Origin of the sequence: Gordonibacter pamelaeae 7-10-1-b, assembly GCF_000210055.1 — a bacterium.
GTDB classification, from domain to species: Bacteria; Actinomycetota; Coriobacteriia; order Coriobacteriales; family Eggerthellaceae; genus Gordonibacter; species Gordonibacter pamelaeae.
Genome location: NC_021021.1, coordinates 2,089,513 through 2,096,216, shown reverse-complemented (window position 1 = coordinate 2,096,216; position 6,704 = coordinate 2,089,513). Strand labels below are relative to the sequence as shown.

The following is a 6,704-nucleotide window of genomic DNA, read 5'->3' as shown; positions in this document are numbered from 1 at the left end:
GATTGTGGTTTTGACGCCTATTGGCTGATTGAAAAACTTGGGACTTCAAGAACGATAGAGTTAGAGTTAACATGATCTTGCACCGTGGAATTAGCCACGGTGGGGGAACACTGTCGTAAACATCCATCGATGGATGCTCACGAAATCTCCATCAGCTAGGCTAATGGTGCTGACAAACAGCGCGGCGAGGCTCATGGATGCGTTCCTTTCGTCTAAGGCGATTGTGCCGCAGATGAAGATTGCTTTACGGGCTTGACCCGAAAGGCGGCTACCGTTTCGCGATGAAGCGGTAAGGGCTGCGGGATGGCCGCAGCATTTATGTAAGCGAGCCGACCCTGAAATGGACGCCGCCACTTGATAGGGCCGGCTTGCCGGGCAGACGAGATATGACGGATAGCATTCCTCCTTACATTAAGAAGCCGCATACGATAAAGTCGTACGTTCATTTTGATTTCAGGACTTCGTTCGCCGCCAAGGCCAACCTTGTCATGGATCCTGGTTTTGTAAAAAGCTATGCATTTTATCCCCTCATTCAGAGGGACTTGCGCCGCATGAAGCCCGATGGACATGGCAAGTTTTTTAACGATCCACGTCCTATAAAATACGCCGCACACCTCGATAGATGCATTTATCAGTACTATTCGGGCTTGCTTAATGAACGATACAACGATGTTGCGACCGAAATCGGCATTGGCGATTGCGCTATCGCGTATCGCGCCCATCTCAAGGGGCAGTCAAACTGCGACTTCGCGTTGCGCGCTTTTTCGAAGATGAGAGATCTTGAAGCTTGTTTCGCTTATGCGGGGGATTTCGAGGACTTTTTCGAAACGCTTGATCATGCTTATCTGAAAAAGCAGGTTAGGCGATTGTTCCCTGGCGGTGCGATCCCGGACGATTATTACCATGTGCTGAAGAATGCAACCAGGCATTCGGTTTGGGATATAGAAAAGCTTCTCGACCACTACGGGCTTCCTTATACGAAGAGCGGCGTCAAACGACTCAACAACAGGGGCAGAGTGCTGAGCTCTGATGAGTTCAAAAACATGGTGGGCGCTTCGGTTGAGCGTCCATGGAGGGAAAACGGAGAAAAGGGTGTACCCCAGGGGCTTCCCATTAGTGGCACGCTAGCGAACATATACATGCTGGAATTTGATGCGGCAGTCAAAGCTGTAGCCGAAAGGCACGACGGTTTATATATGCGCTATTCGGATGATTTCATCTTCGTTGTGCCTACCGAGAAAGGGTTTGAAGAGGGGCGGGATGAGTTTTCACGTTTGGCCGGAACGATGCCGTCGTTGAAGATTCATCCACGTAAGACGCATTCGTTTAGGATGGTTGACGGAGGGGTTTACCTGCTCGACTCGGAAGACGAGCCGAAATGCGCTATCGACTATCTGGGGTTCTCCTTTGACGGTACGTCGGTGAGACTGCGGCAAAGAACTATCGGTCGTTTCTACAAGCGCATGTACAGGAGAGTAGGCCGGTTGTACAAATGGAAGTTCAGGCCAGCAAAAAAACGAGTCGATTCACTTTATCTGGAGTACAGTGATTGGGGCCGCAAGCCTAAGAGAAATGCCAAAGTGCGCGAGCGAGTTGGGAAGAGCGGAGGTCGAGGGAATTTTCTAACTTACGCCGAAAGGGCTCAGAATGCTTTTCCGAATGACCCCATTTTGGTCGACGTGAAAAACCATAAGCGCAAGATTCGGAGACGCGCTAAAAAAGTCCGCGAAAGTGGTCGCCGCCATCGATCGGCATTAAGGTCGACATGAAAAGCTCGACGCACCTCCCCGCTGCGAAAAAAGCGCCGCAAGGGGTTATTGCTCTTTTACGCTTTGTGAAAGGATCCTGATCGCTGGGTCGTTGTTGGTATACTTGGGCTTGCGAACCATATCCGACCGGCGGCGCGTTACTGTTGATATATGCCACGGGAACCTCCTTAAGAATTACGGGCTCGCCTTACTTCGTCGACAAGACGGGGGATATATCTGCATCACGCGTCCGCGTCGGTTAGGCAAGACGGTCAACGCGCAAATGCTGGCGAGCTTCCTCACGCGCGGCTTGGACGCGGCCCCGCTGTTCGAAGGGCTCGAAGTGTCCTGCGACCCTGCGGCCATGGCGCACCTCGGAGCCCACGACGTCATCTACATCGACTTCAGCGTGCTGCCTGACGAATGCGAGAGCTACCGAGATTACATCGACGCCATCCGCGCGGGCATCGTCGACGACCTCCGCGCGTTTGCTCCCGAGGCGGGCGTCGAGCCGCGGATCGGCCTGTTCGCAGCGCACGAATGCGTCTACGATGTCACGAAAGCGCAATTCTGCTTCATCATGGACGAATGGGACTCCCTGTTCTTCAACCCCCTGTTCACCGAGGACGGCCAGCGCTCGTTCCTCATGCTCCTGAAGCAGCTGCTCAAAACCAAGCCCTACGTCGAGCTCTCCCACATGGCGGGCATCCTCTCCATCGCCAAGCACTCCACGGGCTCCGAGCTGAACATGTTCGTCGAGTACGGCGCCGTGGAGGATCTGCGTTACGACCGCTTCTTCGGGTTCACCCAGGACGAGGTGTGCGAGCTCTGCGCTCGGCACCTCGCATGCACACCGGACGCGCGGGTAGGCTACGAGGGGCTCGAGCACTGGTACGACGGCTACCTCACCGAGGACGGCGAGCGCCGCTTCAACCCGCGGTCGGTGGTGCTGGCGCTCATCGACGACAGCCTGCGCAGCTGCTGGACCGAGTCGGGCCCCTACGACGAGATCCACTGCTACGTGCGCAACAACATCGCCGCCGTGCGCGACGACCTGGTGCGCATGGCAGCCGGCGAGCCGGAGCGCGCGGAGATGGAGAACTACGCGGCCTCGTCCATGAGCCTGTCCACGAAAGACGAGATATTCTCGGCCATGGTGGTGTACGGTTTCCTCACGTACTACGACGGGTGCGTGTCCATCCCCAACCACGTGCTCATGCTGAAGTCCAGAAGCTGCTGGCCAAGGAGGGCATGGGCTACGTCGCGCGCCTGACCCGGCGCAGCGAGGACATGCTGGACGCCACGCTTCGCGGCGACGTGGCGACGATGGCCGAGGTCATCGAGGCGGCCCACGACCAGGAGGTGCCGCTCCTGCGCTACGCGAATGAAGCCGACCTGGCGGCGCTCGTGAACCTCGTCTACCTCGCAGCCCGCGACCGCTACGCCGTGCGTCGCGAGGAGCCGGCCGGCAAGGGCGTGGCCGACGTGACGTTCATTCCCCGCAATCTCGCCGAGGCGCGCTGGCGTCCCTTCATCGTGGAGCTGAAGACGGGCGGCACCGCCGCAGAGGCTGTCGCGCAGATCCGCAAACGTGACTACGCCGCGCTCTTCGCCGACGGCCTGCTGGGGAAACGCGGGTCGGCTCGCTCCCTGGCCGTCGGCATCGCCTGGGACCCGAAGACCAAGACCCACGACTGCCTCGTCGAAGAGCTGCAAGTGGTTCCGCTGCTTCCCGGGCGCATAGTGCGCGTATTCCGGCCATATTCCGGCCATATTCCGGCCAATCGTGTAAAATGGCCAGAAAAGAACCGAGGGTAAGGAGGGCGCATGGAGGGTTCGAAGCTCGATGGCTATCTTTCCCGGGGTGAAGGATTGTCGTTGGAGTTCAAGCGCTGCGGCAATCAGCCGGGAGCGGATACGTTCGAGACGATCTGCTCGTTCGCGAACAGGCAAGGGGGCAGTATCCTGCTCGGCGTGTTGGACGATGGAGCCGTTGAGGGGATCGACGCAAGGGCCGTCAGCGCCATCGAGCGCAATATTGTGAACGTGGTGAACAATCCCGATCTATTCAACGTCCCGCCGGCGATAGAGTTCGAGCGCATAACCTTCGGGGGGGGGGCGGTTATCGTTCTTCGCATTTGGGTCCCTATGGGCCCCATGGTGTTTCGTTTCAGGGGGACGGTGTATGATCGTGCTGCCGACGCCGACATCCGCGTGAAGAGCGATGCTCAGATCAACGCGCTTTACCTGCGCAAGCAGAACTATTACACCGAGCGTCGCGTGTATCCTTGGGTGACCGAGCAGGATCTGCGTTTGGACTTGATACCTCGGGTCAAAAGCATGATCTTGGTGAACAGGATGAACCACCCATGGCTCTCCTTGGAGGTCGACGAGCTGTTCCGCAGCTCCCGCCTCTATTCGCGCGACCCTGAAACGGGCAAAGAAGGGTTCACGTTGGCAGCTATCATGCTGTTCGGCAAAGACGACCTCATACTCGACGTTTCTCCCGCTTACCGCACCGATGCCGTATTGAGGAGAGAGAGCGTCGATCGCTACGATGACCGTCTCGTTGTGAAAACCAATCTATTGGAGGCTTACGATCTGCTCGTTGGTTTCTGTGAGAAATGGCTTCCGGACTCGTTTGCCCTCGAGGGCATGCAGCGGGTAAGCGCAAGGGACGTCATCGTTCGAGAACTCGTTTCGAACGCGCTTATTCACCGCAAGTTCATCAGCCCCTATATCGCCAAGCTTGTTATCGATGAAGAGGGCATTCGAACGAAAAACGCAAGCCGCTCCCTGTACTCCGGGCCGCTGACTCCCGACAATCTCGATCCGACGCCGAAAAACCCCATTATCGCTAATTTCTTCTCCCAGATCGGACGTGCAGAGGAATTGGGGAGTGGGACTCGAAACATCTTCAAATACTCCCGACTCTATTCGGGTCAGGATCCCGAACTTGAGGACGGCGATTTCTTCAAAGCGTTCGTTCCGGTTCCCGGTGCTTCGGGGCGGCCTCGCAATGCTGCCGGCTACGAAAGCGGCACCGAATCGGTTGTGATGGCGATGCTTGCCGAGCGCGATAGCGTGACTGCGTCCGAGGTTGCGAGGTTCACGAATGCAAGCGCGAGGACTGTGAGGCGTCGCTTGGGGGCCATGGTCGAGAAGGGGGTCTTGGTCACGACGGCAGGCGGTCGATCGACCTCCTACAGGTTGCCGTAGCTCGCCAACCATGCTAGTAGGTCCAATCAGCCTGTTGGCGAGGGGTCTCCCCTCTCCGCCAGGCTGTCAGCGTCGCCTGGGATTCATGGTCAAGGCGCATGACTGCATCTTCGAGGTGGCCCGCGCTCCAATTCGCGCACAGGCCCTGATTCCGAGCGGCGGCGGGTGCCGCCCTCCTTGCGATCGATCCGCATGCGGCGGTCGATCGGCGGCCGCAATCAACCGCTGCACCGCCACCGGTTTCATATTGTGGACGTGCGGTTTTCATTACCGCGGCGTAATTTGCAAATGGTTGAGCATCGTGTACAATAACCCCACGTGAACTGTACCCACGTTGGGAAAACGCAGCATAAAGAAACGCAGCAGGTGTGGAGGATACAATGCCAAACAAAATGGGTTCCGAGCATTTGGCGGTCATCAAGGTCGTCGGCGTCGGCGGCGGCGGCACGAATGCCGTGAACCGTATGGTCGAGGCGGGGGTGAAGGGCGTCGAGTTCATCGCCGTCAACACCGATCGCCAGGCGCTGCTCATGTCGGATGCCGACAAGACGATCCACATCGGCGAGGAGCTGACGCGCGGCCTTGGCGCCGGCGCGAATCCCGAGGTGGGCTGCCAGGCGGCCGAGGAGAGCCGCGCGGAGATCCGCGAGGCGCTGGCCGAGGCGGACATGGTGTTCGTCACCGCCGGCGAAGGCGGCGGCACGGGCACGGGCGCCGCGCCCATCATCGCCGAGATCGCGCGCGAGGAGATCGGCGCGCTGACGGTCGGCGTGGTCACGAAGCCGTTCTCGTTCGAGGGGCGCACCCGCCGCAACCAGGCGGAGCAGGGCGTCGACCTGCTGTCCCAGAAAGTCGACACGCTCATCGTCATCCCGAACGACCGCCTGCTCGAGATCGTGGACAAGAAGACGAGCATGCTCGACGCGTTCCGCATCGCCGACGACACGCTGCGCCAGGGCATCCAGGGCGTCACGGACCTCATCACCATCCCCGGCCTCATCAACCTCGACTTCGCCGACATCCGCACCGTCATGAAGGATGCGGGCACGGCCATGATGGGCATCGGCCTGGCTTCCGGCGAGAACCGCGCGCTCGACGCCGCACAGCAGGCCACGAACTCGAACCTGCTCGAGACGTCCATCGCGGGCGCCTCGCGCGTGCTGTTCTCCATCGCCGGCGGCCCGGACCTCACGCTCACCGAGGTCGACGCGGCGGCCCGCACCGTCGAGGCCTGCGCCGACGACAACGCCAACATCATCTACGGCCAGATCGTGGACGAGGGCATGGGCGACCAGGTGCGCATCACCGTCATCGCCACCGGCTTCAAGGCAAGCGCGCAGCAGCAGTCCTCCATGGACTTCTCGCGCAAGGACCTGTTCGCGTCCACGACGCCCGAGCCTGCCGCGCCGTCCATCCCGCAGCAGTCCATGCCGCCGGTGTCGTTCTCCACGTCGTCGAACAACGGCCGCTTCGCGGACGAGGACTACATTCCCGACTTCCTGAAGCGCCAGCGCTAGGGGCCGCCTGCATGGCATCGGCCGCAACCTTTCCCGTACCGCATCTCGACGCGCGCCTCTTCGGCGCGCGTCGCTTATCGGCGCTCACCGACGAGGCCCTGTTCGAGCGCACCGGCGTGCGCATCGCGTTCACCTGCCGCGCGGGCGGCGTGAGCGAGGGGCCGTACGCCGCGCTCAACCTGGGCGGGCACGTGGGCGACGACCCTGCGGCCGTGGCGCG

At 59.9% G+C, this 6,704-nt stretch carries 6 protein-coding genes; all 6 read left to right on the top strand.

Features of this window, described 5'->3' with window-relative positions:
- Positions 1 to 386 precede the first annotated feature (386 nt).
- Positions 387 to 1,769 (top strand): reverse transcriptase domain-containing protein, encoded by a 1,383-nt coding sequence (locus tag GPA_RS09675; protein ID WP_015539754.1) that lies wholly within the window; start codon positions 387 to 389, stop codon positions 1,767 to 1,769.
- A gap of 91 nt (positions 1,770 to 1,860) precedes the next feature.
- Positions 1,861 to 3,021, top strand: coding sequence for an AAA family ATPase (locus tag GPA_RS09670; protein WP_315970804.1), 1,161 nt, complete (start codon positions 1,861 to 1,863; stop codon positions 3,019 to 3,021).
- On the top strand, positions 3,000 to 3,566 hold the full coding sequence (locus GPA_RS16840; protein WP_015539752.1) for a hypothetical protein: 567 nt from the start codon (positions 3,000 to 3,002) through the stop codon (positions 3,564 to 3,566). Before GPA_RS09670 ends, GPA_RS16840 begins: the two co-directional genes overlap by 22 nt.
- A 9-nt stretch (positions 3,567 to 3,575) precedes the next feature.
- On the top strand, positions 3,576 to 4,967 hold the full coding sequence (locus tag GPA_RS09665) for an RNA-binding domain-containing protein (protein ID WP_015539751.1): 1,392 nt from the start codon (positions 3,576 to 3,578) through the stop codon (positions 4,965 to 4,967).
- A 380-nt stretch (positions 4,968 to 5,347) separates the two neighbouring features.
- Positions 5,348 to 6,484, top strand: a complete 1,137-nt coding sequence (gene ftsZ, locus GPA_RS09660; RefSeq protein ID WP_041239412.1) for a cell division protein FtsZ — start codon at positions 5,348 to 5,350, stop codon at positions 6,482 to 6,484.
- An 11-nt stretch (positions 6,485 to 6,495) separates the two neighbouring features.
- Positions 6,496 to 6,704: laccase domain-containing protein (locus GPA_RS09655; protein ID WP_041239411.1), on the top strand; the 209-nt coding region annotated here is incomplete at its 3' end.

Coding starts and splice junctions, on each gene's coding strand:
- GPA_RS09675 (WP_015539754.1), top strand. CDS start 387: ATGACGGATAGCATTCCTCCTTACATTAAGAAGCCGCATACGATAAAG.
- GPA_RS16840 (WP_015539752.1), top strand. CDS start 3,000: ATGGGCTACGTCGCGCGCCTGACCCGGCGCAGCGAGGACATGCTGGAC.
- GPA_RS09665 (WP_015539751.1), top strand. CDS start 3,576: ATGGAGGGTTCGAAGCTCGATGGCTATCTTTCCCGGGGTGAAGGATTG.
- ftsZ (WP_041239412.1), top strand. CDS start 5,348: ATGCCAAACAAAATGGGTTCCGAGCATTTGGCGGTCATCAAGGTCGTC.